This is a genomic window from Pseudomonas sp. DWP3-1-2 (genome assembly GCF_049896285.1).
In the GTDB taxonomy this organism is placed as follows: Bacteria; Pseudomonadota; Gammaproteobacteria; order Pseudomonadales; family Pseudomonadaceae; genus Aquipseudomonas.
Map to the genome: position 1 here is coordinate 384,950 of NZ_JAFCTZ010000003.1, position 25,056 is coordinate 410,005.

25 protein-coding genes are annotated in these 25,056 nt (G+C 60.7%); 21 read left to right on the forward strand and 4 right to left on the reverse strand.

Going from position 1 to position 25,056, the window contains the following annotated elements; genetic code table 11:
* The first annotated feature begins 7 nt into the window (after window positions 1-7).
* The 13 genes from ACP7B0_RS10660 (at window position 8) to ACP7B0_RS10720 (ending at window position 13,999) form a co-directional block, all read left to right on the forward strand.
* The gene (locus tag ACP7B0_RS10660; protein ID WP_426141258.1) at window positions 8-532 is read left to right on the forward strand and encodes a chemotaxis protein CheW; all 525 of its coding nucleotides are present in this window, start codon (window positions 8-10) and stop codon (window positions 530-532) included.
* Entirely contained in the window at window positions 529-1,836 is a 1,308-nt protein-coding gene (locus ACP7B0_RS10665) for a CheR family methyltransferase (RefSeq protein WP_426141259.1), read from the forward strand. Before ACP7B0_RS10660 ends, ACP7B0_RS10665 begins: the two co-directional genes overlap by 4 nt.
* A complete protein-coding gene (locus ACP7B0_RS10670; RefSeq protein ID WP_426141260.1) occupies window positions 1,833-2,522 on the forward strand; it encodes a chemotaxis protein CheW in 690 nt (229 codons plus the stop codon). The genes ACP7B0_RS10665 and ACP7B0_RS10670 overlap by 4 nt, the downstream gene beginning before the upstream one ends.
* Window positions 2,519-4,882 (forward strand): hybrid sensor histidine kinase/response regulator, encoded by a 2,364-nt coding sequence (locus ACP7B0_RS10675; RefSeq protein WP_426141261.1) that lies wholly within the window; start codon window positions 2,519-2,521, stop codon window positions 4,880-4,882. Before ACP7B0_RS10670 ends, ACP7B0_RS10675 begins: the two co-directional genes overlap by 4 nt.
* Window positions 4,879-5,889, forward strand: a complete 1,011-nt coding sequence (locus ACP7B0_RS10680; RefSeq protein ID WP_426141262.1) for a chemotaxis response regulator protein-glutamate methylesterase — start codon at window positions 4,879-4,881, stop codon at window positions 5,887-5,889. The genes ACP7B0_RS10675 and ACP7B0_RS10680 overlap by 4 nt, the downstream gene beginning before the upstream one ends.
* Window positions 5,890-5,935: 46 nt before the next feature.
* Window positions 5,936-6,940 carry a diguanylate cyclase domain-containing protein gene (locus ACP7B0_RS10685; RefSeq protein WP_426141263.1) on the forward strand — a complete coding sequence of 335 codons (1,005 nt, stop codon included), beginning with the start codon at window positions 5,936-5,938 and terminating at the stop codon, window positions 6,938-6,940.
* Between the two features lie 258 nt (window positions 6,941-7,198).
* A protein-coding gene (prfB, locus tag ACP7B0_RS10690; protein ID WP_426141265.1) for a peptide chain release factor 2 occupies window positions 7,199-8,294 on the forward strand; the annotation gives its coding sequence in 2 pieces (ribosomal slippage) (window positions 7,199-7,270 and window positions 7,272-8,294; 1,095 coding nt in all).
* 97 nt (window positions 8,295-8,391) lie between these two features.
* Complete coding sequence (lysS, locus tag ACP7B0_RS10695; protein WP_426141266.1) at window positions 8,392-9,894, forward strand: lysine--tRNA ligase; 1,503 nt, start codon at window positions 8,392-8,394, stop codon at window positions 9,892-9,894.
* Between the two features lie 129 nt (window positions 9,895-10,023).
* The gene (locus ACP7B0_RS10700) at window positions 10,024-10,755 is read left to right on the forward strand and encodes a TetR/AcrR family transcriptional regulator (RefSeq protein WP_426141267.1); all 732 of its coding nucleotides are present in this window, start codon (window positions 10,024-10,026) and stop codon (window positions 10,753-10,755) included.
* A gap of 23 nt (window positions 10,756-10,778) precedes the next feature.
* Window positions 10,779-11,324 carry a hypothetical protein gene (locus tag ACP7B0_RS10705; protein ID WP_426141268.1) on the forward strand — a complete coding sequence of 182 codons (546 nt, stop codon included), beginning with the start codon at window positions 10,779-10,781 and terminating at the stop codon, window positions 11,322-11,324.
* A 32-nt stretch (window positions 11,325-11,356) separates the two neighbouring features.
* A complete protein-coding gene (locus ACP7B0_RS10710; protein ID WP_426141269.1) occupies window positions 11,357-12,634 on the forward strand; it encodes a flavohemoglobin expression-modulating QEGLA motif protein in 1,278 nt (425 codons plus the stop codon).
* 121 nt (window positions 12,635-12,755) lie between these two features.
* Complete coding sequence (locus tag ACP7B0_RS10715) at window positions 12,756-13,673, forward strand: alpha/beta hydrolase (protein ID WP_426141270.1); 918 nt, start codon at window positions 12,756-12,758, stop codon at window positions 13,671-13,673.
* Window positions 13,670-13,999, forward strand: a complete 330-nt coding sequence (locus tag ACP7B0_RS10720) for a hypothetical protein (protein WP_426141271.1) — start codon at window positions 13,670-13,672, stop codon at window positions 13,997-13,999. Before ACP7B0_RS10715 ends, ACP7B0_RS10720 begins: the two co-directional genes overlap by 4 nt.
* Window positions 14,000-14,153: 154 nt before the next feature.
* Here the strand turns inward: ACP7B0_RS10720 and ACP7B0_RS10725 are convergent, their stop codons facing one another.
* The 3 genes from ACP7B0_RS10725 to ACP7B0_RS10735 all read right to left on the reverse strand — a co-directional run bounded on the left by ACP7B0_RS10725 (window position 14,154) and on the right by ACP7B0_RS10735 (window position 16,006).
* Complete coding sequence (locus ACP7B0_RS10725) at window positions 14,154-14,936, reverse strand: OmpA family protein (protein ID WP_426141272.1); 783 nt, start codon at window positions 14,934-14,936, stop codon at window positions 14,154-14,156.
* Window positions 14,937-14,983: 47 nt separating this feature from the next.
* The gene (locus ACP7B0_RS10730; RefSeq protein ID WP_020289509.1) at window positions 14,984-15,403 is read right to left on the reverse strand and encodes a DUF4398 domain-containing protein; all 420 of its coding nucleotides are present in this window, start codon (window positions 15,401-15,403) and stop codon (window positions 14,984-14,986) included.
* Between the two features lie 261 nt (window positions 15,404-15,664).
* Window positions 15,665-16,006, reverse strand: a complete 342-nt coding sequence (locus ACP7B0_RS10735) for a pilin assembly protein (RefSeq protein WP_426141273.1) — start codon at window positions 16,004-16,006, stop codon at window positions 15,665-15,667.
* 231 nt (window positions 16,007-16,237) lie between these two features.
* Here ACP7B0_RS10735 and ppc point away from each other — a divergent pair, with 231 nt between their 5' ends.
* The 7 genes from ppc (at window position 16,238) to ACP7B0_RS10770 (ending at window position 23,537) form a co-directional block, all read left to right on the forward strand.
* On the forward strand, window positions 16,238-18,874 hold the full coding sequence (gene ppc / locus ACP7B0_RS10740; RefSeq protein WP_426141275.1) for a phosphoenolpyruvate carboxylase: 2,637 nt from the start codon (window positions 16,238-16,240) through the stop codon (window positions 18,872-18,874).
* Window positions 18,875-19,151: 277 nt separating this feature from the next.
* Complete coding sequence (gene adk, locus ACP7B0_RS10745; protein WP_426141276.1) at window positions 19,152-19,799, forward strand: adenylate kinase; 648 nt, start codon at window positions 19,152-19,154, stop codon at window positions 19,797-19,799.
* Between the two features lie 84 nt (window positions 19,800-19,883).
* Window positions 19,884-20,558: a tRNA (adenosine(37)-N6)-threonylcarbamoyltransferase complex dimerization subunit type 1 TsaB gene (gene tsaB, locus ACP7B0_RS10750; RefSeq protein WP_426141277.1), complete on the forward strand. Its 675-nt coding sequence runs from the start codon at window positions 19,884-19,886 to the stop codon at window positions 20,556-20,558.
* A 206-nt stretch (window positions 20,559-20,764) separates the two neighbouring features.
* On the forward strand, window positions 20,765-21,079 hold the full coding sequence (locus ACP7B0_RS10755; RefSeq protein WP_426141278.1) for a hypothetical protein: 315 nt from the start codon (window positions 20,765-20,767) through the stop codon (window positions 21,077-21,079).
* A complete protein-coding gene (locus ACP7B0_RS10760; RefSeq protein ID WP_426141279.1) occupies window positions 21,076-21,945 on the forward strand; it encodes a DUF72 domain-containing protein in 870 nt (289 codons plus the stop codon). The genes ACP7B0_RS10755 and ACP7B0_RS10760 overlap by 4 nt, the downstream gene beginning before the upstream one ends.
* 57 nt (window positions 21,946-22,002) lie before the next feature.
* Window positions 22,003-22,836, forward strand: a complete 834-nt coding sequence (locus ACP7B0_RS10765; RefSeq protein WP_426141557.1) for an isocitrate lyase/PEP mutase family protein — start codon at window positions 22,003-22,005, stop codon at window positions 22,834-22,836.
* 2 nt (window positions 22,837-22,838) lie between these two features.
* The gene (locus tag ACP7B0_RS10770; RefSeq protein WP_426141558.1) at window positions 22,839-23,537 is read left to right on the forward strand and encodes an extensin family protein; all 699 of its coding nucleotides are present in this window, start codon (window positions 22,839-22,841) and stop codon (window positions 23,535-23,537) included.
* Here the strand turns inward: ACP7B0_RS10770 and ACP7B0_RS10775 are convergent.
* Window positions 23,534-24,157 (reverse strand): energy transducer TonB, encoded by a 624-nt coding sequence (locus ACP7B0_RS10775; protein ID WP_426141280.1) that lies wholly within the window; start codon window positions 24,155-24,157, stop codon window positions 23,534-23,536. The two genes, ACP7B0_RS10770 and ACP7B0_RS10775, sit on opposite strands and share 4 nt — an antisense overlap.
* Before the next feature lie 96 nt (window positions 24,158-24,253).
* Between ACP7B0_RS10775 and ACP7B0_RS10780 the strand changes: the two genes are divergently transcribed.
* A complete protein-coding gene (locus ACP7B0_RS10780) occupies window positions 24,254-25,054 on the forward strand; it encodes a class I SAM-dependent methyltransferase (RefSeq protein WP_426141281.1) in 801 nt (266 codons plus the stop codon).
* The last annotated feature ends 2 nt before the right edge of the window (window positions 25,055-25,056 follow it).

The window sequence follows — 25,056 nt, forward strand, 5'->3', positions numbered from 1 at the left end:
CCCTTCGATGAGCGAACATCCGGCCAAGCGCGGCAGCCATCCGGCGTGCAGCAACAAGTTGTATCTGATGTTTCACATCGGTGAGGAACGCTACGCGCTGGAAGCGATGGAAATTGCTGAAATACTGCCGCGCCTGCAACTCAAATCCGTGGCCCGTGCGCCCCATTGGGTCGCGGGAATCCTTGCCCATCGCGGCGCCATGGTGCCGGTCATCGATCTGTGTGCCCTGACGTTCGGCCAGCCTGCCAAGGTGCGCACCAGTACCCGCCTGGTGTTGGTCAATTATCGCGTCGACACCGCCGCCCCGCAATTGCTCGGACTGATCCTGGAACAAGCCACTGATACGTTGCGCTGCTCGCCCGGCGAGTTCAAAGCCTATGGCCTGGATAACCCTGACGCCCGCTATCTGGGGCCGGTGCGGGAGGACGAGTCGGGCCTGTTGCAGTTGATTCACGTGCAGGACTTGCTCAGCGATGAGGTTCGGGCGTTGTTGTACCCGCAGCCGCCTGCTGTGATCGAGGAGGCGCAATGAGTGAACTTGCGCACTTTTTCGATTTCCTTAGAGAACGCATCGGCCTGGACGTCGCCTCCGTCGGCGAGGCAACCATCGAGCGTGCGCTGCGCCATCGCTGCACCGTATCGCATTCGCCGGATACGCACAGTTACTGGACATTGCTGCAGTCCTCGACCAGCGAACAGCAGGCCTTGATCGAAGCGGTGATCGTGCCTGAAACCTGGTTCTTCCGTTACCCGGAATCCTTTGCCTCCTTGAGCAAACTGGTTCGCGAGCGCGTGGCGGCGCTGAAAGGCGCCCGACCGGTACGCATTCTCAGCCTGCCGTGCTCCACAGGTGAAGAGCCTTATTCCATCGCCATGGCGTTGCTGGATGCGCCCGTCGGCGTGCAGCTGTTTCAGATCGACGCGATGGACATCAGCCCGGTATCCATCGCTCGTGCCGAGCGGGGCGTGTACGGCAAGAATTCATTTCGTGGTGCGGACACGCTGTTTCGCGAGCGCTACTTCATTCCCCTTGACGACGGCTTTCTGGTGGATAAACGGGTGCGTGATTGCGTCCGTTTTCGTCCGGCGAACCTGCTGGACCCCGCGCTGCTGACCCAGACACCCTATGATTTTGTGTTCTGTCGCAACGTGCTGATCTATTTCGATCAGGTCACCCAGAAGCAAGTGTTTGAAGTGCTTAAACGGCTGACGCACGAGGAGGGCGTGCTGTTTATCGGACCTGCGGAGGGCAGCCTGCTGACGCGAATGGGGATGCGCTCCATCGGCATCCCGCAGACATTTGCATTCAGTCACTGCGTTGAAGCCCCCCAGCCTGTCTCTGTCATCCAGGCACCTTTGCCGCTTTCCGGTCTTGCGCGCAGCATGCCGGGTACAAGCGTCGCGCCGCCGGTGCGCATGCCGGTCCGGGCATTTCCGCGCCTGGCTACACCCGCATCGTTTGCCGTGCGACCGACCCTTATCCCGGCGCCCGCTTCACCTGTCGGAGGCGACAATGTTGCAACCTTGCTCGCCACCATCGCGAGCCTCGCCAATGAGGGCCGAAGCGCCGAAGCGCGAACGGCGTGTGAGCGCTTCCTGCAACACCACGAGCCGGTCGCGCAGATTTTCTATTGGCTGGGACTGCTCAGCGAAGTCGAGGGCAATGCCGCGCTGGCCCAGGGGTTTTACCGCAAGGCGCTGTATCTGGACCCCCAGCACGCCGAAACCCTGGCGCAACTTGCCGCGTTGCTTGAGGCCCAGGGCGACCGGAGCGGTGCGCGCCGCTTGCAGGAGCGCGCCGCTCGGGGCGCGAGTAGAAAAGGAGGCGGGCAATGAGCGGCAATTACGACTATTCGAGTTTGACTCACGAAGACGCTCAGGCCATCGACGACTGCTGGAATGGCATGGGTATCCACGGTGACCGTTCATGCCCGTTGCTGATCGAGCACATTCACTGTCGCAATTGCCCGGTCTACTCGGCCGCGGCCACGCGCTTGCTCGACCGTTATGCCTTGGCTCGTGCAGACCACGACTATTCCCTCAGCAGCGAGATGCAGGTCGACATCAAGACGCGCTCGATCCTGGTTTTTCGCCTCGGAGACGAATGGCTGGCCTTGCCGACGCGTTGCCTGGTGGAGATTGCGCCGTTGCAGGCCATTCACTCGCTGCCCCACCAGCGCTCCCGGGCGTTGCTCGGCGTAGCCAACGTGCGCGGTGCGTTGGTAGCCTGCCTGTCGTTGGTGGAGTTACTGGGGCTGGACCCGGTCCCGGGGCTTGCCCGGTCGATTCGCGTCGTGCCGCGCATGCTGATTATCGCGGCCCAGGGTGGTTCAGTGGTGGTGCCGGTTGATGAAGTGGATGGCGTCCACAGCATCGATGAAACCGTACTGGACTCGGCGTCAGCCTCTGGAAGCCACGCCAACGCCCGATTCACCCGGGGCGTATTGCAATGGAAAACCTACAGCCTGCGCCTGCTGGATGAAGAGCAGTTGATCTCGGCGATCAATCGGAGCCTGACATGACCCCGGATCAAATGCGCGATGCATCCCTGTTCGAGCTGTTTACGCTGGAGGCTGAAGCCCAGACGCAGATATTGAGCGCCGGCTTGCTGGCCCTCGAGCGCAATCCGACCCAGGCCGAGTACCTGGAATCCTGCATGCGCGCCGCCCACTCGCTCAAGGGCGCGGCGCGTATTGTCGGGGTCGATTTCGGTGTCAGTGTTTCCCACGTCATGGAGGACTGCCTGGTCAGCGCCCAGGAAGGCCGGTTGTATCTGCAGGCTGAACACATCGACGCCTTGCTGCAGGGCACCGACTTGCTGATGCGCATTGCCACACCTGGCGTGAACGACGTAGGCCAGACGGACATCGACGCCTATGTGGCGCGCATGAATACCTTGTTGACCCAGAGTGCGGGCAAGCTGCGCGGTTCTACGTCATCGCCTGCGGCAGAGCCCGATGCAGACTCGGCCCTGCTGGCCAGTGCGACGTTGCTGGCCGACGCGGCGGCACTCCTTGTTGACGTTCAACCCACGCCATCATCTCAATCTGTCGTCGATGATGTGCCCGCACCGCCCCCACCTCAGCCGAGCCCCGCCGCCGCTCCGCGCCGCAACAGAAGGGCCAGCGATGGGGGCGAGCGGGTATTGCGGGTCACTGCCGAGCGTTTGAATGGCTTGCTGGACATGTCCAGCAAGTCCCTGGTGGAGACTCAACGGCTCAAGCCGTTTCTCACTCATATGCAACGGCTCAAGCGTCTGCAGGGCAACAGCCAGCGGGCGCTGGATGATCTGGAGTCCGGGTTTGGTGAAACCGGCATGACGCCCGAGGCGCGCAAAGCCCTGGACGAAGCGCGGCGGATGTTGGCTGAGGCACAACAGATGCTGATCCAGCAGACGGTCGAACTGGATGAGTTCGGTTGGCTGGCGGCGCAGCGCTCCCAGCAGCTTTACGACATGGCATTGGCCTGCCGGATGCGGCCGTTCGCGGACGTGCTCGGTGGTCAGGCGCGAATGGTCCGCGACCTTGGGCGCGAGCTGGGCAAGCAGGTACGGCTGGAAATCGAGGGCGAAAAAACCCAGGTTGATCGTGATGTGCTGGAAAAACTTGAAGCGCCACTGACTCATTTACTGCGCAATGCCGTTGACCATGGCATCGAGCTTCCCGAACAGCGTATCGCCGCAGGCAAGCCTGCCGAGGGGCTCATCCGTCTCAAGGCTTCGCATCAGGCCGGTCAATTGCGGGTAGAACTCAGTGATGATGGGAATGGCGTCGACCTTGAACGGCTGCGCAGTGCGGTCATCAAACGGCAGTTGTCTCCCGCAGAGACCGTCGCCCAGTTGAGCGAGGAAGAACTGCTCAGCTTTCTGTTTCTGCCGGGGTTCACCCTGCGCGACACCGTGACCGAGATATCGGGGCGGGGCGTCGGCCTCGATGCCGTCCATGACATGGTGCGACAGTTGCGCGGCGGGGTCGAACTTGAGCAGGCGGCGGGCCGAGGTAGCCGGTTCTTGCTGGAAGTGCCGTTGACCCTTTCGGTGGTGCGCAGCCTGGTGGTGGAGGTGGGGGGTGAAGCCTACGCCTTCCCGTTGGCGCACATTGAACGCATGAGCGACGTGGCCTCCGAGGACATCGTCCAGCTGGAAGGCCTCCAGCATTTCTGGCACGAAGGCCGCCATGTGGGGCTGGTCTCCGCCAGCCAGTTGCTGCAGCGCCCGCCCGGCCAACACGCTGACGGCATACTCAAGGTGGTGGTGATCCGCGAGCGCGATGCCGTTTATGGCGTGGCGGTTGAGCGCTTTATCGGGGAGAGGACACTGGTGGTCCTGCCCCTTGATCCGCGTCTGGGCAAAGTTCAGGACATCTCTGCGGGGGCGTTGCTGGACGATGGTTCAGCGGTGCTGATCATCGATGTCGAAGACATGCTGCGCTCGGTGGAAAAGCTCCTCAATACCGGGCGTCTGGAACGCATTGATCGGCGTGATCAGCGGGCCGATGCCGTCACTCGCAAGCGGGTGCTGGTGGTGGATGACTCGTTGACCGTGCGTGAGCTGCAGCGCAAGTTGCTGGTCAATCGCGGCTACGAGGTGGCGGTTGCCGTGGACGGCATGGATGGCTGGAACGCCCTGCGTGGCGAAGATTTCGATCTGCTGATAACGGATATCGACATGCCGCGCATGGACGGTATCGAGCTGGTCACGCTGCTGCGCCGGGACACGCGCTTGCAGTCGTTGCCGGTGATGGTGGTTTCGTACAAGGATCGCGAAGAGGACCGGCGCCGAGGTCTGGATGCCGGCGCTGATTATTACCTGGCCAAGGCCAGCTTTCATGACGACGCGCTGCTCGATGCCGTTGCCGAATTGATCGGGGATGCTCAAGGATGAAAATTGCAATCGTCAACGACATGCCCATGGCAATCGAAGCACTGCGCCGGGCGCTTGCCTTCGAACCCGCGCATCAGGTGGTCTGGGTCGCGTCCGACGGTGCCGAAGCGGTTCGGCGGTGCGCGGAACTGACGCCGGACCTGATCCTCATGGACCTGATCATGCCGGTCATGGACGGCGTCGAGGCTACGCGACAGATCATGGCGTCGACGCCCTGCGCCATTGTCGTGGTAACCGTCGACCGCGAGCAAAACGTCCACCGCGTATTTGAGGCCATGGGTCACGGCGCGCTGGATGTGGTGGACACGCCCGCCATCGGTGGCGGCAACCCCAGGGAAGCGGCGGCGCCCCTGCTGCGCAAGATTCTCAACATAGGCTGGCTGATCGGGCAACGCGGCACGCGGGAGCCTGCGGTCGCCACGCCGATACGCGCCACTGCGCAGCGTCAAGGGCTGGTCGCCATTGGCTCTTCGGCGGGCGGTCCGGCTGCACTTGAACTCCTGTTGAAGGGGCTTCCGGTGAATTTCCCCGCCGCCATCGTGCTGGTCCAGCATGTCGACCAGATATTTGCCGCGGGCATGGCTGAGTGGTTAAGCAGTGCCTGCGGTCTGCCGGTACGTCTGGCCCGACAAGGTGAACCCCCGCGCAGCGGCACGGTTCTGCTGGCGGGGACCAACCACCATATCCGCCTGTTGAAGAACGGCACGCTGGCCTACACGGCAGAGCCGGTAAACGAAATCTATCGCCCCTCAATCGATGTTTTTTTCGAGAGTGTGGCCCATTACTGGAACGGTGACGCCGTGGGCGTATTGCTGACTGGAATGGGGCGCGATGGCGCTCAAGGACTCAAGACAATGCGCCAGCAAGGTTATTTGACCATCGCTCAGGACCAGCAGTCCTGCGCGGTGTATGGCATGCCCAAGGCTGCCGCCGACATTGATGCCGCTGTCGAGGTTCGTGCGCTGGACACCATCGCACCTCGCTTGAGAGAGGTTTTTGCCCAATGAAGCTCCGGTTGGATTCACAGCCAACGGGTGCTTAGGAGTTCCCCTAATGAATGACCTGCAGATGGACGGTTTCAAGTCCTCGGATGAAAATGCAGCCATGGTTTTGCTGGTCGATGACCAGGCCATGATCGGCGAAGCGGTACGTCGCGGGCTGGCCGAACAGGACAACATCGACTTTCACTTTTGCGCCGATCCTCATCAGGCCATCGCCCAGGCGATCCTGATCAAACCGACGGTCATCCTGCAGGATCTGGTGATGCCGGGCCTGGACGGTCTGACGCTGGTGCGTGAGTACCGCAACAACCCAATGACCAAAGACATCCCGATCATTGTGCTTTCCACCAAGGAAGATCCGCTGATCAAGAGCGCGGCGTTCGCGGCCGGCGCCAACGACTATCTGGTCAAGTTGCCGGACACCATCGAACTGGTGGCGCGCATTCGTTATCACTCGCGCTCCTACATGACGCTGTTGCAGCGTGACGAGGCCTACCGCGCCTTGCGCGTCAGCCAGCAACAGTTGCTGGACACCAATCTGGTGCTGCAACGCCTGATGAACTCCGATGGCTTGACCGGATTGTCCAATCGGCGTCATTTCGACGAATACCTGGAACTGGAATGGCGCCGGGCGACCCGGGAGCAAAGCCAGCTATCGCTGATGATGATTGATGTGGACTTCTTCAAGGCCTACAACGACAGCTTCGGCCATCTGGAGGGCGACGAAGCGCTACGTCAGGTTGCCAAGGCGATTCGTGCAGGCTGCTCGCGCCCCTCGGACTTGCCGGCGCGTTATGGCGGCGAAGAGTTTGCGTTGGTCTTGCCCAATACTTCCCCCGGTGGCGCACGCCTGTTGGCCGAAAAGCTGCGCATGACCGTGGCGGGCATGAACATCCCGCACATCGCACCTGTACCCGGTTCGAGCCTGACCATCAGTGTCGGGGTGGCGACCATGATCCCGTCAGTGGGCAGCAACAGCCGACAGTTGATTCAGGAGGCCGACAAGGGGCTTTATGCCGCCAAACACAATGGGCGCAATCAGGTTTCGGTGGGGTGAAAAAAACCTGTTGGAGCGAAGCTTGCCCGCGAAGAGGACGGAGCCTTTGATACAGATCTTGCGTCAGAAATATCGCCTTCGCGGGCAAGCCACGCTCCAACGAAGCCGTGCGTTCGCGGGCAAGTCGGAACGCCGCCCGCTCGCTCCAACGGGAATTGCATGGGCTGGCTGAATACACTGCCCAACGGGCTGCCTTCGTGGCACCCACCGGTGTATACTCGTCGGCTTTGAAAATTTCGCCTGCGAGTGCTGCCTACCATGGAAATCAACCCGATCCTAAACAGCATCAAGGACCTGTCCGAGCGCTCCGAAACCATTCGGGGGTATCTTTGACTACGATCACAAACATGATCGTCTGACCGAAGTTAACCGCGAGCTCGAAGATCCGAACGTCTGGAACAAACCCGAATACGCACAGAGCCTGGGCCGCGAGCGTGCCTTGCTGTCGCAGATCGTCGATACCCTGGACGAAATGTCCACCGGGTTGGTCGACGCCAAGGACCTGCTGCTGATGTCCGCCGAAGAAGAAGACCAGGCTGCCGTGGACGACGTGGCCGCTGAAGTCGAGCGCCTGCGCGAAGCGCTGGAAAAGCTGGAGTTCCGTCGCATGTTCAGCGGCGACATGGACCAGAACAACGCCTACCTCGACATCCAGGCCGGTTCCGGCGGCACCGAAGCGCAGGACTGGGCCAACATCCTGCTGCGCATGTACCTGCGCTGGGCCGACAAACGCGGCTTTGAAGCGATCATCATGGAGCTGTCGGCCGGTGAAGTCGCCGGTATCAAGGGCGCTACCGTGCACATCAAGGGCGAATACGCCTTTGGCTGGCTCAAGACCGAAATCGGTGTACACCGTCTGGTGCGTAAAAGCCCGTTCGACTCCGGTAACCGTCGTCACACCTCGTTCTCGGCCGTGTTTGTGTCGCCGGAAATCGATGACAACATCGAAATCGACATCAACCCGTCGGACCTGCGCATCGACACCTACCGCTCCTCGGGCGCTGGTGGTCAGCACGTAAACACCACCGACTCGGCGGTACGTATCACCCACGTTCCGACCAATACCGTGGTCAGCTGCCAGAACGAGCGTTCCCAGCACGCCAACAAAGACACGGCGATGAAGATGTTGCGGGCACGTCTGTACGAGCAGGAAATCCAGAAGCGCAACGCCGCTTCCCAGGCCGTGGAAGACACCAAGTCCGACATCGGCTGGGGTCACCAGATCCGCTCCTATGTTCTGGATGCCTCGCGGATCAAGGATCTGCGCACCAACATCGAACGCAGCGACTGCGACAAGGTGCTCGACGGCGACATCGACGAATACCTGATCGCAAGCCTCAAACAAGGGCTGTAACCACGCGCAGCCACCCCGGCCTTGCCGGCGCGTGGCTTGCCCGCGATCCCCTGCCGCAGGCGGGGGACAACGAACCTGTGATGGAATATCTAAAGACATGAGCGACCAACAACTCGACCCGCAAGCCCTGCAACAGGAAGAAAACACCCTGATCGCCCTGCGCAAGGAAAAGCTTGCTGCCGAGCGCGCCAAGGGTCAGGCCTTCCCGAATGACTTCCGCCGCGACAGCTACTGTGAAGACTTGCAGAAGCAGTACGCCGACAAAACCAAGGAAGAGCTGGCTGAAGCGGCGATCCCGGTTAAGGTGGCCGGTCGTCTCATGCTCAATCGTGGTTCGTTCATGGTCATCCAGGACATGTCCGGGCGCATTCAGGTCTACGTCAACCGCAAGACGCTGTCCGAGGAAACCCTCGCCGCCGTCAAGACCTGGGACCTGGGCGACATCATTGCGGCCGAAGGCACCCTGGCGCGTTCCGGCAAGGGCGACCTGTATGTGGAAATGACCCACGTGCGCCTGCTGACCAAGTCGCTGCGTCCGCTGCCTGACAAGCACCACGGTCTGACCGACACCGAAACCCGCTATCGCCAGCGTTACGTCGACCTGATCGTCAACGATGACGTGCGTCAGACCTTCCGCGTGCGTTCACAAGTGATCGCGCACATTCGCAGCTTCCTGATGAAGCGCGACTTCCTGGAAGTCGAAACGCCGATGCTGCAAACCATTCCGGGTGGCGCAGCGGCCAAGCCGTTTGAAACCCATCACAACGCTCTGGACATGGACATGTTCCTGCGCATCGCGCCGGAGCTGTACCTCAAGCGTCTGGTGGTAGGTGGTTTTGAAAAGGTCTTCGAGATCAACCGCAACTTCCGTAACGAAGGCGTCTCGACCCGTCACAACCCTGAGTTCACGATGCTTGAGTTCTATCAGGCGTACGCGGACTACGAAGACAACATGGACCTCACCGAAGAACTGTTCCGTGAGCTGGCGCAGCTGGTTCTGGGCAGCACCGACGTGCCCTACGGCGACAAGGTGTTCCATTTCGGTGAGCCGTTCGCGCGCCTGTCGGTGTTCGATTCGATCCTCAAGTACAACCCGGAACTCACCGCCGCCGACCTGGAAGATATCGACAAGGCTCGTGCGATCGCCAAGAACGCCGGCGCCAAGGTGCTGGGCTTCGAAGGTCTGGGCAAACTGCAGGTGATGATTTTCGAAGAGTTGGTGGAGCACAAGCTGGAGCAGCCGCACTTCATCACGCAGTACCCGTTCGAAGTGTCGCCGCTGGCTCGTCGCAACGACGACAACCCGAATGTGACTGATCGCTTCGAGTTGTTCATCGGTGGTCGCGAAATCGCCAACGCCTATTCCGAGTTGAATGACGCGGAAGACCAGGCCGAGCGCTTCATGGCTCAGGTGGCCGACAAGGACGCCGGTGACGACGAAGCCATGCATTACGACGCCGACTTCGTGCGTGCGCTGGAATACGGCATGCCGCCCACAGCCGGTGAAGGTATCGGCATCGACCGGCTGGTGATGCTGCTCACCAACGCCCCGTCGATTCGCGACGTGATCCTGTTCCCGCACATGCGCCCGCAGGCGTAAATGCCGTGAAAACAAGCCGCCTTCGATGGGCGGCTTTTTTATGTCTGCTGGCGGTTGAGCCGCTGCCGCGCTCGCTCCAGCAGAGTCTGCGTTTGGCTGCGGCTATATTTATCAAAGGAAACCCCCGTCGTGACCCGTTCGATCGCACAAAATGGAGCCGCAGAGGCCGCCACCGCCGTGGCGTTAAGTGTCGAGTATCAAGGCCGCAAGGCGAGTCGGCAGGGCAGCGAACAGCGTCGGCAGGACATTCTCGACGCCGCCATGCGCATCGTTGTGCGCGATGGCGTGCGCGGGGTGCGGCATCGAGCGGTTGCAGCCGAGGCCAACGTGCCGCTTTCTGCCACTACGTACTATTTCAAAGACATCAACGATCTGCTCACCGATGCCTTCTCCCAATACGTCGAGCGCAGCGCCGCTTACATGGCCAGGCTCTGGGAAAATACCGAAGCGGTGTTGCGCGACATGGTGGCGCAGAATGACGGCACGGCAGCGGCGCGTTCACGTCTGGCGGATGAAATCGCCGGTATGGCCATGGAGTACATCCGTCATCAATTGCAGACCCGTCGGGACTATCTGATCGCCGAACACGCGTTCCATCATGAAGCCCTGATCAACCCGCGCCTGGCCCGTCTGGTCAGCGCGCACCAGGAAATCCTGCTGCAAGGCACCTGTCAGTTTTTGCAGGTCATGGGCTCGGCTCGACCGCTTCAGGACGCTCAGGTGTTGACGGGGATCATGTGCCGGATGGAATATCAGGCTCTGCTTCACGGCCCGCAGCCCGACGCGGACGAAGAAAACCTCGGCATTCTGACTCGCCAGCTGCACTTGGTGCTGGGCACAGCGAATCCTGCTGGCGAGTGAGACGTCTCTCTCGGGAGCCCCTCATGAAAGTCTGGCGTCTGGCCTTTGTGATGTCGTTCCTGCTGCTGAGCGGCTGTCTGGTGACGTTCGAGGACCCTATACCGGCCCACGATGCAGCGCCATCGCAGCTGTTGGGTACCTGGACAAGCAGGAACGCCTGGGGTGAACCTCTGGAACTGGAGATCAAATCCGCCGGTAACCACCAGTACAGGGCGATCAGCTACCGTAAAGGCGACCGCAAGCACCGCGATGAGTACGGTTTTACCGTTGTCCGGCATGGCAGCCGCTGGTATCTGTCGGCGGGCTTGCCTGAGCAATATGGCGCGCATTTCGTGATTGCCGGGTTTGAAGTGACGCAAGCCGATGAACTGGTGGTCTATAACCTGGATCTGGATTATTTCAGGCAGTGGGTGGAGCAAAAGCTTCTTGACGGGCAAATGCAGGAAACCGAAAAGGGCGATGGGGTGTTGATTACCAGTCCGCTGACCACAGTGTTCGGGTACCTTGACGATCCAGCCAATTCTGATGTGTTCCTCGAGGTTGCGCGCTACCAGCGCATGCCCCAGTAGGGCTATACGCCTAACCAACCAAGGAGTACCGGGTGGACGAGTACCAGCAGACTATTCGTACGTTGTCGGATCGTATCGTCTTGGCGCAAACGCCGATTCGTGTTCTGGATGCGGTGAAATGGGACGACACCGTTCGCAAGGATTTCCTCGCAGCCAAGGGCAAGGCCATGCCTGCCGTAGACCGCGCCTACTATGAAAATCGCCCTCTGAGCTTCGATTCCGGTGCGGTGAAGCTGGAGTTTCAGAACATCGAGCGCGACATCACTCGTCAGCTGGGGCAGTTCAATCCGGTCGGGCAGATCATGCGGCGCATGTGCAAGGAATACCGCATGGTGATCCGCATGCTCGAAGCTCGCGGCACGCCGGATTTCGGCTTGATCTCCCAGGAGCTTTACGGCGCGGCGTCGGATGCCTTTCATGCCGGCGATCCGACGCTGTCTGATCTGGGGCTGATGCTGTCGGACTACCTGAACAACATCGACGGCCGCGGCGATCTCAAGGACGAAGCCAAGACACTTTCCGCCCAGGACGCCGTGGCCATGCTGCAAAGTCGCCTGAACAAGGTGTTTGGCGAGGCAGAGGAAACCATCCGGGTATTTGAGTCCGATGGCATCGTCGCCGACGCTGCCGCCGGTGCCGACTACATCAAAATCCGCACCGACGCCATGTTCAACGAGCGGGACGTGCGTGCCCTGGAGGTTCATGAAGGGCTGGTGCATGTGGGCACGACCCTTAACGGCCAGAACCAGCCCATCTGCACCTTCCTCTCCAAGGGGCCGCCTTCATCCACCGTGACTCAGGAAGGCTTGGCGATTCTCATGGAAGTCATCGCCTTTGCGTCTTATCCGAGCCGACTGCGCAAGCTCACCAACCGCACCCGCGCCATCCACATGGCCGAGGAGGGCGCCGACTTCCTGCAGGTGTTCGAGTTCTACCGTGAGCAGGGCTTCGGCATGTCCGAGAGCTATGGCAACGCCAGCCGGGTGTTCCGTGGGTCCGTGCCCAACGGCCTGCCGTTTACCAAAGACTTGTCCTACCTCAAGGGCTTCATCATGGTTTACAACTATATTCAGCTGGCGGTTCGCAAAGGCAAGCTGGAACAAGTGCCGCTGCTGTTCTGCGGCAAGACCACCCTTGAAGACATGCGCACCCTGCGTCAACTGGTGGATGAGGGGTTGGTGGTTCCGCCCAAGTACCTGCCTGAACAGTTTCGCGACATGAACGCATTGTCGGCGTGGATGTGCTTCTCGAACTTCCTCAATCATCTGAGCCTGGACCGGATCGAAGCGGACTACGCCAATATTTTGTAGAGGGATTGACTCCGTTGGAGCGAGGCTTGCCCGCGAAGAGGTTGGCAGGTTTGCACATTTCTGAGCGAGAGAAATCGCCTTCGCGGGCAAGCCTCGCTCCAACAGGCAAAAGGAATCCCGCTTGAAGTTGCTGACCACCCTTGCGCTGCTGTTCACCCTTTCCGGCTGCAGCTCCATGCTGTTCTACCCGGAACCGGGCCTGCCGTTCACCCCGGAAAAAGCCCACCTGCAATACCGCGACGTCATCTTGACCGCTGCCGATGGCACGCGCCTGCATGGCTGGTGGTTGCCGGCCAAAGAAGGCGTGCCGGTCAAGGGCACGGTGCTGCATCTTCACGGCAACGGCGGCAATCTGGCCTGGCATCTGGGGGGGAGCTGGTGGCTGCCGGAGCAGGGGTATCAAGTATTGCTGCTGGACTATCGCGGCTACGGCCTGTCTCAAGGCGAACCGAGTCTGCCAGCCATTTATCAGGACATAGACGCCGCTTTTAGCTGGCTCGATCAGGCACCCGAGGTGAAAGGCAAACCGTTGATAGTGCTTGGGCAAAGCATCGGCGGCGCGCTGGGCGTGCATTACCTGGCCGAACACCCCGCGCAACGGGCCCGGCTCAGGGCGCTGGTGCTGGACGGTACGCCAGCGAGTTATCGCCAGGTGGCGCGCTACACCTTGAGCACGTCATGGTTGACCTGGCCCGTGCAGACACCGTTGTCATGGCTGATTCCCGACACAGACAGCGCCATCAATGGCTTGCCGCAATTGTCGGGCACGCCGATGCTTATTTTTCAGAGCATGGACGACACCCTTGTGCCCCTGGCCAACGGCATCAGCCTGTACAAGGCTGCGCCGCTGCCCCGTGTGCTGCAGCTGACCCGGGGCGGTCACGTGCAGACCTTTTCCGACCCCACGTGGCGCAAGGTCATGTTGCGCTACCTGGAAGACCCACTGCATTTCAATGGCCTGCGGCGCCTGGCAGAAGTGCCGAACTATCGCAGCCCTGCATCGAATCCGATCACTGACGAGTCTGAGAAACCCCAATGAACGAAGAACGTAACGCCATCCCGATGATCATCACGGGCATCTGCTGCATCATCGGCACTGTCGGCACCCTCTGGTACTACGGCTATCTGCATTTCGCCAAGCCGGAAGACGCCTTGCTACTCGACCAGTTCACCATGCTCAAGACCGTGCCGGGCGAGGATTACAAGATATCCGTCACCCCGGCCACTCAGGTCGCACAGTGCATCGACGGCGTGCTGGTTCTGTTCGATACCGCGCAGAAAGGTCTGTCGGGTGTGCTGATCAATGACAAGAAACAGGCCGTGCGCTGTGCCGGCGAGGAGACGCCGCAGCAGTTGCAGCCTTGATGACAGGTGCCTGGATAGAGGAGCTCACGGAGGTTACGACGCTCGCGAAGCGGTGTGTCAGGCAGGCCGCTCACGAGCCGAGGCCAATCAGGACGCACAAAAAAAGCCCGACCTGTAATCCCAGGCCGGGCTTTTTCGGTGTTGCGTCAGCGGTTTACTTCATCGACGAGCGAGGAGCTACCGGCTGGTTATCGTTGGAAATGGTCACTTCCACGCGACGGTTCTGGGCACGGCCCGAAGCGCTGGTATTGTCGGCAACCGGGTATTCCTTGCCGTAACCCTGAGCGACGATGCGCGCTGGATCAACACCCATCTGTACCAGAGCCATGCGCACGGAGTTGGCACGGCGCTCGGACAGCGACTGGTTGTACGCAGCCGAACCCGAACTGTCGGTATAGCCCTCGACAATCACTTTACGATCCGGGTTGTCCTGCAGGAACTTGGCCAGTTGGCTGACGTTGGTCAGGCCGCTGGTTTTCAGCTCGGCTTTGTTCAGGTCAAACAACACGTCGCCGAACGTCACCAGGGTACCGCGTTCGGTCTGCTTGGCGTTCAGGCTGTTTTGCAGGGCCTTGATCTGGGCGTCACGGGCATCCAGGCGAGCCTGGGCGCGCGCGGCAGCGGCACCCTTCAGATTTTCTTCAGCGGTGCGCAGGGCGATGGTCTGCTTGGCGACTTCAACGCGCTGATTGGTCAGATAAGCCAGTTGATCGACTTTCTTCTCGTTATCTTTGTTGCGATAGGCGGCTTCAGCTTTGTCCAGCCAGTCACTGGCGTCCTTGGTTTCAAGGGCTGCGACCTGGGTAGCCTTCGGATTGCTTTGCAGCGCGGAGAAATTGGTACGCGCCTGTTCCAGATTAGGGTTAGGCGGCGTGGAGCAAGCAGCGAGAGCAACGCTCATGGCCAGCAGGGCAGGGATCATCAATTGTTTGCGCATAGTAGTCTCGTCCTTTAAATCGATTCGAAATGCATGAAAAGCAGGTGTTATTGAGCCGGTGCCGGTTGCACTTGGCGCATGCCTTCTTCACGTAGTTCGTTAACGCCCTGACGAGCATCCTGAACGGCTTTTTCAGCTTTAGCGGCCTGAGCCTTGCGCTCGGCTACTCGTGCGTCCCATTCGGCCTGCTCAGCCAGACGGCGTGCCTCGTCGTACTTCTGTTCCTGCATGGCAAGTTCAGCCTGCTTGAGCTTGTCCTGGGCCGACTTCATTTCAACCGCTGCGTACTCAGTACCGCCTGCGCTGACGGCGCTGTTAACGGCTGACTGAGTGACTGCGTACTGCTCGCTAGGCGGGTTGCCTGCGCAACCGGCGAGCACGAAGCTTGCGCCGAGGGCCAATGCGGCCAGTTTCAAACCTTTGAACTTGGATTTGGCAGTAAGGGTATTCATGGTATGCGACTCCATTGTGTAACTCCTGAAAACTTGGTTTCCACGACAGTGATGCTTAAGACTGAAGCGCGCGAGGTAGCGGTGGCCAAGCCATCTGCTATCCGTAAGCTTTTTCTGTAATGGCTAATGGCTCGGACCCATGCAGTTTTTGAATAGTTCAGGTTTTTTTAACGAGTGCCTGAAAACTGACGGTGTTTATAAGGCACCCAAAAGCACCGACAGGCGGTATCGGCGAAGGGCTGTGGACGAGTTGGAGGGTGGAAAATAAAGATGAAATCAGGACGGTTCAGCGAGTGGGTCGTCAAGGTTATGCAGGTAGCGGCGGGACAGCGTAAGGAAGCGTGGCGTGGGCCCGACATCTTCGTAGAGCGGATTGCCCTCTTCGTCGGTCGCCACCACATGCTGGCCCTTCACGTAGGGAAAACTGGTTTCCAGTTCTTCCAGCGCCGCGCCGATGAGTTCGCCCAGCAGCTCTTCGGGTTGGCGCTTTGGGTACATCTCGGTCAGGGCCGCCAACCGCGCAGCGGACTCCACGTCCAGGTGGATCGCATAGCGGGTTTTGGTCAGGCGGCCTTTGGCGTTTTGTTCCCAGTGGCTGGCGAGCTCACGGATTTTCATAGAGACCCCTTCATTGGCCTGTGTGGGCAGGCATGATCGAATAACGAGCCCTTAGCAGATGGCTCTCCGTTGAGATTAGCTGGATCCTGGCAAACGGTTGTTGCGTATCTGGGGTTTGTCGAGTCACAGGGTTTTGGTGCACTGTTGGCCCATCAGATTTCTGCACGCGTGTTCGGTTGTGACGGTAGCGAGCTGGACAACGCCCATACAAAAACGCTGGGAGAGGGAACGATGGCCGATATCGATGCACGTTTGCGCGAGGACGTTCACCTGCTGGGTGAGCTTTTGGGCAACACGATTCGCGAGCAGCGTGGCGCGGAGTTTCTCGACACGATCGAACGCATTCGTAAAGGCGCCAAGGCGGGTCGACGCGGCTCCGCAGCGGGTGCCGAACAGCTGAACGCCAGTGTGAACGCCCTGGAGGAGGATGAACTGCTTCCGGTGGCGCGGGCCTTCAACCAGTTTCTCAACCTGGCCAACATCGCTGAGCAATACCAGTTGATCCGCCGCCGTGACGACGCCCAGCCGCAACCGTTTGAGTCTCGGGTGCTGCCAGAGCTGCTTGACCGTTTGAAAGGCGCTGGCCATTCCCCGGAAGCCCTGGCGCGGCAATTGGGCAAACTGGAGATCGAACTGGTCCTGACCGCGCACCCGACCGAAGTCGCCCGCCGCACGCTCATCCAGAAGTACGACGCCATCGCCGCGCAACTCGCGTCACTGGATCACCGCGACCTCAATAGCCAAGAGCGCGAGCAGATCACATCGCGCTTGCAACGCTTGATCGCCGAGGCCTGGCACACCGAAGAAATCCGTCGCACCCGACCGACGCCCGTGGACGAGGCGAAATGGGGCTTTGCGGTCATCGAGCATTCGTTGTGGCAAGCCGTGCCCAATTACCTGCGCAAGGCCGACCATGCCTTGCAGGCTGCCACCGGCCTGCACCTGCCGCTGGAGGCCGCGCCGATCCGCTTCGCCTCATGGATGGGCGGCGACCGCGATGGCAATCCGAATGTCACGGCGGCGATCACCCGCGAAGTTCTCTTGCTGGCGCGCTGGATGGCGGCAGACCTGTACCTGCGTGACATCGACCAGTTGGCGGCCGAGCTCTCCATGCAACAGGCCAGCGACGCTCTGCACGCGCATGCGGGGGACAACGCCGAACCTTACCGGGCGGTGCTCAAACAATTGCGTGATCGCCTGCGGGCGACCCGCAACTGGGCCCAGGCATCGCTGCACGTCACCCAGCCGATTCCGGATACCGTGCTGAGCGACAACCGTGAGCTGCTGGATCCATTGCTGCTCTGCTATCAATCGCTGCATGAGTGCGGCATGGGCGTGATTGCTGACGGCCCGCTGCTCGATTGTTTGCGTCGCGCGGTGACCTTCGGGTTGTTTCTGGTGCGTCTGGATGTGCGTCAGGATTCCAGTCGACACACCGCCGCGATGACGGAAATCACCGATTATCTGGGCCTGGGCCGTTATCAGGACTGGGATGAGAACGCCCGTATCGAGTTTCTGCTGCGGGAGTTGAATAATCGTCGCCCGCTGCTACCCAGCCATTTCAAACCGGCCGCGGACACCGCCGAAGTCCTTGCCACCTGCCGGGAAGTGGCCGCGGCGCCAGCGGCGTCTTTAGGGTCCTACGTGATATCCATGGCCGGTGCGGCTTCTGATGTGCTCGCCGTGCAGTTGCTGCTCAAGGAAGCGGGACTGTTGCGGCCAATGCGCGTGGTGCCCCTGTTCGAGACCCTGGCGGATCTGGATAACGCCGGCCCGGTGATCGAGCAACTGCTGAGCCTGCCCGGCTACCGTGCCCGCCTGCACGGGCCGCAGGAAGTCATGATCGGGTATTCCGACTCCGCCAAGGACGCAGGCACGACGGCGTCCGCCTGGGCGCAGTACCGGGCCCAGGAAAAACTGGTGGATATCTGCCGGGAGCAACAAGTCGAACTGCTGCTGTTCCACGGCCGTGGCGGCACCGTCGGGCGCGGCGGCGGACCGGCCCACGCGGCCATTCTGTCTCAGCCACCGGGATCGGTTGCCGGTAGATTCCGCACCACCGAACAGGGCGAGATGATTCGCTTCAAGTTCGGTCTGCCGGGGATCGCCGAGCAAAACCTTAATCTGTACCTGGCCGCCGTGCTGGAAGCGACCTTGCAGCCACCGCCGCCGCCGGAACCCGCGTGGCGCACGATGATGGATCACCTGGCGGATGATGGCGTCAAAGCCTACCGCGCGGTGGTGCGCGAAAACCCTGAATTCGTCGAGTACTTCCGCCAGGCGACGCCCGAACAGGAATTGGGCCGCTTGCCGCTGGGCAGCCGTCCCGCCAAGCGGCGTGCCGGCGGCGTGGAGAGCCTGCGCGCCATTCCGTGGATCTTTGCCTGGACCCAGACCCGACTGATGCTGCCGGCCTGGCTGGGCTGGGAATCGGCCTTGAGCAAAGCGCTGGAGCGGGGCGAGGGCGACGTGTTGGCGCAGATGCGCGAGCATTGGCCGTTCTTCCGGACGCGCATCGACATGCTGGAAATGGTCCTGGCCAAAGCCGACAGCGACATCGCCCGGCTGTACGACGAGCGTCTGGTGGAGCCGGGGTTGCAACATTTGGGTACGCATTTACGCGACCTATTGTCGCAGGCGTGTGCGGTGGTACTGGGCCTGACGGGGCAGTCCCGGTTATTGGCGCACAGCCCGGCCACGCTGGAATTCATCAGCCTGCGTAACACCTATCTGGACCCGCTGCATTTGCTGCAAGCCGAACTGCTGGCCCGTTCGCGTAGCCGCGAGGCGAGCCTGGACAGTCCTCTGGAGCAAGCACTGCTGGTGTCTGTAGCCGGTATTGCGGCCGGTCTGCGCAATACCGGTTGATGTTTTTTAGCGGGGTGGGCTGCCGGCGATTGCCTGTGCAGCCCATGGCGACAAGCGTTGCGAGCCTGCGGTTACGCATGCCCGCACGGCTTGGCGCAGCCACTTGCAACCGCCATCGGGACGAGGGTTACTGCTACTTTCGGCGGCTTGTGCCACCTGTGTCGGCTGTGTATCTTGATCAGCCTTTGGCCATTCTTCGGCTTTAAACACTTTTTAGAGATTGGTCCTGTAGTGGCGAATCCGACGATTCCATATAAAAAATTTGAGGAGCACATCGATGCGCGTGATTCTGCTGGGAGCTCCCGGGGCCGGTAAAGGTACTCAGGCAAAATTCATCACCGAAAAATTCGGTATCCCGCAAGTTTCGACAGGCGACATGCTGCGCGCAGCGGTCAAGGCCGGCACTGAGCTGGGTTTGAAAGCCAAAAGCGTCATGGACAGCGGCGGTCTGGTCTCCGATGACCTGATCATCGGCCTGATCAAGGATCGTCTGTCCGAGCCTGACTGCGCCAATGGCGTACTGTTTGACGGTTTCCCGCGCACCATTCCGCAAGCTGAAGCCTTGCTGGCGGCGGGTCTGGAAATCGACGCCGTCCTGGAAATCGCGGTTGATGACGAAGAAATCGTCAAGCGCATGTCCGGTCGCCGCGTTCACGAAGGTTCGGGCCGCATTTACCACACTATCTTCAATCCGCCAAAGGTCGAAGGTATCGACGACGTCACCGGCGAGCCTTTGCTGCAACGCAAGGACGACATTGAAGAGACCGTGCGTCATCGCCTGAGCGTGTATCACGAGCAGACCAAGCCGCTGGTGGAGTTCTACAGCAATCTCGAAGCCAAAAACGGCAAGCCCAAGTGCAGCCGTATCGAAGGTGTCGGTTCTGTAGAAGAGATCACCGCCAAGGTGCTCGCTGCTCTGAGCTGATAGCGTCCTTGAGTCAACAACGGCCCGCTTGCGGGCCGTTTGTCGTTTATAATGCGCCACTTTTTTCCCACGACGGATACACCGATGACCACCTTGCTGGCCCTGGACACCGCCACTGAAGCCTGCTCGGTTGCTTTGCTGCATGACGGCAAGGTACTGAGCCACTACGAGGTGATTCCGCGCCTGCATGCCCAGCGCCTGTTGCCCATGATCAAGACCTTGCTGGCTGAGGCCGGGATCGGCCTGTCGGCACTGGACGCTATCGCATTCGGACGTGGGCCGGGCGCGTTCACCGGTGTCAGGATCGCCATTGGTGTGGTCCAGGGGCTGGCCTTTGCGCTGGATCGTCCGGTATTGCCGGTTTCCAATCTCGCCGTGCTGGCGCAACGGGCGTTGCGCGAACAGGGCGCCCGTCAGGTGGCATCAGCCATCGATGCCCGCATGGACGAGGTGTACTGGGGTTGCTATCGGGAAGTGGCGGGTGAAATGCGTCTGCTCGGCAGCGAAGCCGTACTGGCGCCGGAGCTCGCGGCCTTGCCGCCCGATGCCAGCGGCGAGTGGTTCGGGTCGGGTACGGGCTGGGGCTACGCACAACGCATTCCTGTGCAACTGATCGGTCACGACGCCAGTCTGCTGCCCCATGCCCAAGACCTGCTGACCCTGGCCACCTTCGCCTGGCATCGCGGTGAAGCCATCATCGCTGACGAGGCCCAGCCGGTTTACCTGCGTGACAAAGTGGCGACGCCCAAGGCACGTTAGAGTTAGTTATTGGACGGATTTCACCGGGTCTTTCGCCAAGTCTATGGCGTCAGAAAAACGGTTTGCACCTTTCATCGCCTAGATCCCTCAAACCGCCCGCAGGTGCCAAACTTTTAGAATATGTGTGGTCTAGTTAACATTCGGACATTTGCTAAGTGCTTGTTCGTAACGTTAAATTGCCACTATAAGATGCCGAGTAAGCACACATGCGCGTAGACGGACCCTCATATCGCTCCACCCCCATCAAGCGCAGGCCGCAGAAAACGCCCGCGACGGTTGAGGGCACCTTCGAAGAAGTGGAAGGCGATATTGATGTTCCGCAAAAGCCAGAGCAAAACACTGCAAAATCGGCAGGCGGGGCGCAAACCGGTTCCACCGCCAACGTCCCGGCTCGTCCACAAGACATCATCTTCCCGCGCTCCATGAGCAGCCGCGTTGCCAATGCCCTGGCCAGTTACCTGACCACCGCGAGTTTTGTCGAATGGGATCTTGAAGTCTCGGGCCTCGATCTGCACGTTTGAACGTTCCCCACCCGCCTTACTACCTTGGTTGCCCGTCCTGGAGTGAAAACGCCTGGCGCGAATTCCTGTACCCGGAAGATGCCCGCCCCAATGAACTGCTTGGGCTGTATGCACAGGTCTTCAACGCGGTAGAAGGCAACACCACATTCTATGCGCGCCCTGCAGCAGCCACTGTGCAGCGCTGGGCTGACGTCTTGCCCGAGCACTTTCGCTTTACCGCCAAGTTTCCCCGGGACATCAGCCATGAGGGCGATTTGCGCCTGCACCTGCGCGCCGCCGAGGATTTCATTCGGCTGATGGCGCCCCTAGGGCAGCGCATTGAGCCGTTCTGGTTGCAGTTGTCGTCGAGCTTTACACCCGGGCGGCTGGGTGAACTGGCAACCTTCATTGATGAGATGCAATGCCCGCTGGCGGTGGAAGTGCGCAATCACGGTTTTTTCGACAGGGGCGAGGATGAGCGCGCGCTCAATCGTTTATTGCTGGATCGCGGCGTGGAGCGCATTTGCCTGGATTCACGCCCGCTGTTCAGCTGCGTTTCCACCGATCCGGCCGTCCTGCATGCTCAGTCGAAAAAGCCCAAGGTGCCGCCCCGGCCTGCGGCCTTGACTCAATTCCCGCAAGTGCGCCTGATCGGCCATCCTGTGCTGGATGCCAACGAACCGTTTCTGCTGCAGTGGGTCGAGAAAGTCGCTGGCTGGATTGAAGAGGGCCGCACGCCTTACGTGTTTCTGCACACGCCGGACAATATCCAGGCGCCATTGCTGGCCCAGCGCTTTCATCAACGGTTGATGGCGCGTCTGCCAGGCTTGCCGAGCCTTCCGGAGCTGGATCGCGCACCGCCGGTGCAGCAACTGGGCTTGCTTTAAGGTCTGAAGATGTGGGCTTATGACGGCCTCGACAATCAACCTGAGCAGGACATGCCCATGGATGCCGATCAAGTGCGACGCGCCCTGATGTTCAAGTCATTGCATGAGCGCGACAGCGCTTTTGTCATCCCTAATCCCTGGGACGCAGGCTCCGCGAAGCTGTTGGCGTCCATGGGCTTCGAAGCCCTTGCGTCCACCAGTGCCGGGCTGGCCTTTGCGCTAGGGCGGGCCGACGCCGAAGGCGCGATCAGCCGTGATGAGGCGCTGGAAAACATTCGCTCCATCGCTGCCGCGACGGATCTGCCCGTGGCGGCCGACCTGGAAAACTGCTTTGCCGACAGCCCGCAAGGGTGCGCTGAAACCCTGCTCAAAGCGGCGCAGACCGGTATCGTGGGTGGTTCCATCGAAGACGCCAGCGGCAACCCGGACAATCCAATCTACGATTTCGACCTGGCGGTCGAGCGGGTCAGGGCGGCCGCTGAGGCGGTCCGCGGTTTACCGTTCCCGTTCATGCTTACCGCCCGCGCCGAGAACCTTCTCAACGGCCGGTTGGATTTTGCCGACACGTTACGACGGCTCGAAGCTTATGCCGATGCTGGCGCGGACGTGCTGTATGCGCCAGGCCTGCGCAGCCGTGAACAGGTCATCGCGGTGGTGCGTGCCGTTGCCCCGCGTCCGGTCAACGTCTTGATGGGCTTGAGTGGCGTGACCCTTAGCGTTCAAGAGCTCAGCGACTGCGGAGTGCGGCGCATCAGTGTCGGCTCTTCCCTGGCCCGTGCGGCCTTTGGCGGGCTGTATCGGGCGGCAGAAGAGATTCGCACGTTAGGCACGTTCAGCTATGCCGATCAGGCGATGCCGTTCGATCAGCTCAACGCGTTATTCAAAGGCTAATGATGCGTGGCTCGGCGATCTTGCTCATGGTGCTGTTGGTGTGTGGCGCGGCGGTGGCGGCCGTGTGGCGTGGCTGGATTGAAGTGCCGAACGCTTACAACCCATGGGCGCCGTTGGACATCCGCGCCGAACCGAACTTCCTGACGCCGTACAAGCTGTCACGTGTTCGGAATGATCCGCAGTTGTGTGAGCAGGCGCTGAGCACGTCAAGCCTGCAGTTCAGCCGCCAGGCCGACAGCAATCCGTCTGCGGCCTGCCCGCTGCAAAATGCGGTGCGCGTGCAGGGCGGTGACGTGGCCCTGAGTAACAGCTTTCTCGCCAGTTGCCGTCTGGCGGTGGCCTACGCGCTGTTTGATGTACACACCTTGCAGCCCGCCGCTCAGGCCGTCTTCGGGCAGAAAGTGGCGCGCATCGATCACCTGGGCAGCTTCGCGTGCCGCAATGTCTACAACCGCAGCGAAGGTCGCTTGAGCCAGCACGCCACGGCCGATGCGCTGGACATTGCCGGATTTCGTCTGGCCGATGGTCGGCGGATCAGTGTGGTGGCGGACTGGAACGACGCGGGGGATAAAGGTCGGTTTTTGCGCCAGGTACGCGACGGCGCCTGCCGGAATTTCAATACGGTGTTAGGACCGGACTACAATGCCGCCCATCGCAATCACTTCCATCTGGATATGGGGCGGTGGAGTGTCTGCCGTTAGGCGGCCATGCGCAGATTTTGCAGCACAATCGGGCGTGCCCAGCCATTTTCGTAGTCAAACTGACGCTGTTGCGCAATCACCGTGGCTTCGTCCAGCGGCAACGTCGGTTTGTCGGCCAGATCCCATTCGAACTCGGCGATAGGCAAGTGCAGTGGGCGTGGCTCCGGGCCAGGGCCTGGAATGACGCTGTCGTTGTAAGGGTTGAGCACGGTCGGGCGGACCCAGTTGCTGTCGAACTCGAAGTGGCGTTGCTGAGCAATCAGTTCGTCAACGCTGAAAGGCTCGTTGGGCGGCGGCAGCAAATCCAGCTCAAATTCGGCAATGGGCAGGAACAGCGGCTCAGGCGGCTTGCGCTGGACTTCGGCAACCGGGCAGGCCCGCTGCTCGACGATCTTGCCCAGCGTGCGGGCCCCGCCAACGGGTTCGCCCGTGGCGATATCCGTGACAAGGGCGGTGGATTCTGCAGGGGCATCAGGGATGTCACCGATCTGTTCAGCCATCGCACGGGCAAATGCATCCGACCAGAGCTGGGTAACGCTACCCAGTGCTCGGGAATTACGCAGGCTAAAGTCACCCGTGTGGGATAAGTAGCCTATGGATGTTTGCGGAATATCTGACATAGCGATCAGTACACGTCGTGGGTCTGGCAAAATGCCTGATACTTCGTTATCGGCCGATTCTGCCGATCATTAACAATTTTTGAGTGTGTGGACGCAATGAGTGAGCAACCAGCGGGCAGCCGCATTCGGGTCCAGGCCCTGGCAAGCAATGGGCAGGATCAGGCTGTGCAATGGGCGCAGCGCCTGGGTTTGCCGTTACAGGACGCCGAGGCTGATTTCGCCCTGCAAGTCACCGATGAGGGTTTGCAGTTGCAGCAGTTGGGCGATGACGCGCCGGGGCCGGTGCGCGTGGACTTTGTCGAAGGTGCTGTGGCCCATCGGCGCTTGTTCGGCGGTGGCAGCGGGCAGATGATCGCCAAGGCGGTGGGCATTCAGCCCGGCGTTCGACCCCGGGTGCTGGATGCCACGGCAGGGTTGGGCAAAGACGCATTTGTCCTGGCCAGTCTGGGCTGTGAAATGAGCCTGATCGAGCGCCAGCCGATCATTGCGGCGTTGCTTGAAGATGGACTGCAGCGTGGGCGACAAGACCGGGAAGTGGGTTCGATCATTGGCCAGATGCGCCTGCTGACGGGCAACGCCATTGAGCTGATTCGCAGCTGGGAAGGCGAGCCGCCGCAGGTGATCTACCTTGATCCGATGTTCCCGCATCGGGAGAAAACCGCTCTGGTAAAAAAAGAGATGCGCCTGTTCCGGCCTTTGGTGGGCGACGACATGGATGCCCCGGCTTTGCTTGAGGCTGCGCTGGCATTGGCGACCCATCGGGTCGTGGTCAAGCGTCCGCGCAAGGCGCCGTGTATCGACGGTCCGAAGCCGGGTTATGCGCTGGACGGTAAATCCAGCCGGTACGACATTTACCCGAAAAAGGCCTTGAAGGCGGCTGCCAAACCGGACGAATGACT